This window comes from Psychromonas sp. (assembly GCF_983033635.1).
On the sequence record NZ_CEZLMY010000093.1, the window covers coordinates 13,194 to 14,124 of the forward strand.

1 protein-coding gene is annotated in these 931 nt (G+C 50.4%); it reads right to left on the bottom strand.

All coding sequences use genetic code 11. The features are described from left to right. Positions 1-830, bottom strand: an 830-nt coding sequence (locus AC4GME_RS12275) for a thiamine pyrophosphate-dependent enzyme (protein WP_490379462.1), incomplete at its 3' end; no start/stop codon positions are given. Positions 831-931 lie beyond the last annotated feature (101 nt).

Below are 931 nucleotides of genomic sequence, written 5' to 3' on the forward strand. Positions count from 1 at the left end.
CCCTGTAACTTCAGGTATTCTTCTACTGGTTTGCGTTCTCTGGGAATTTTTGTGTGTACGATCTTGCCATCCACATATTCTTTTAATGGCCAGATACCGGTTTTCACCGCCAGCTGGCCTATGTTTACCGTTTCTTTTGGATCAAAATCCCAACCGGTCGGGCAGGGAGACAGGGCTATCAGCAGGCGTGGGCCTTTTATGCTCATTGCCTTTTCAATCTTGCGAGCCAGATCTAGCGGCTCAGCACCTATCAGCGTAGCGACATAAGCCGGCTTGTGGGCTGCCCAGATAGCAAACAGATCTTTTTTGAAACCGGGATAGCCACGAGGGCCCATGCTCGTGGATGTTTTTGCGCCATGAGGTGTTGCGGCAGAAAACTGCTGGCCGGTGTTGCCATAACCTTCGTTGTCATAACAGATATAGAGAAAATCAAGATTTCGTTCCATGGCAGCAGAAGTTGCCGACAGTCCCATGCCATATGCAGAACCATCGCCTGTTAGCACAACCACCTGCATATCTTCAGATTTATCAAGGCATTGTTTGTGTATCAGAATATCCAGCGCATCGCGAACTCCCTGAGCGCCAGCCGGTGCTGAGGCCATAGCAGTGTACAGCCAGGAGCCGCGAAACGGCGTGAAAGGATAGACCGATAATAACGTCATGCATCCGGCGGCATTCACGAATACTGACTTCTCGCCAATAATGTCATAAAGCTGGTTTATGGCTTCAAGACCGCCGCAACCGGCACAGGTCGGTGTACCGGTACCCAATAAATGTGTGGACGGCAGGTTTTTCATATGGCGATAAATGCATCCAGTGTGGTCAGTCATTTTTCGCGTCTCCGCTGTTATGCAGTTCTTCCCGCTCGACTCTTGCAACGGCCTGCAGTTTTCTCATTTCACGCAGCTCCTGTTCGGTATAGAGCCTGTCT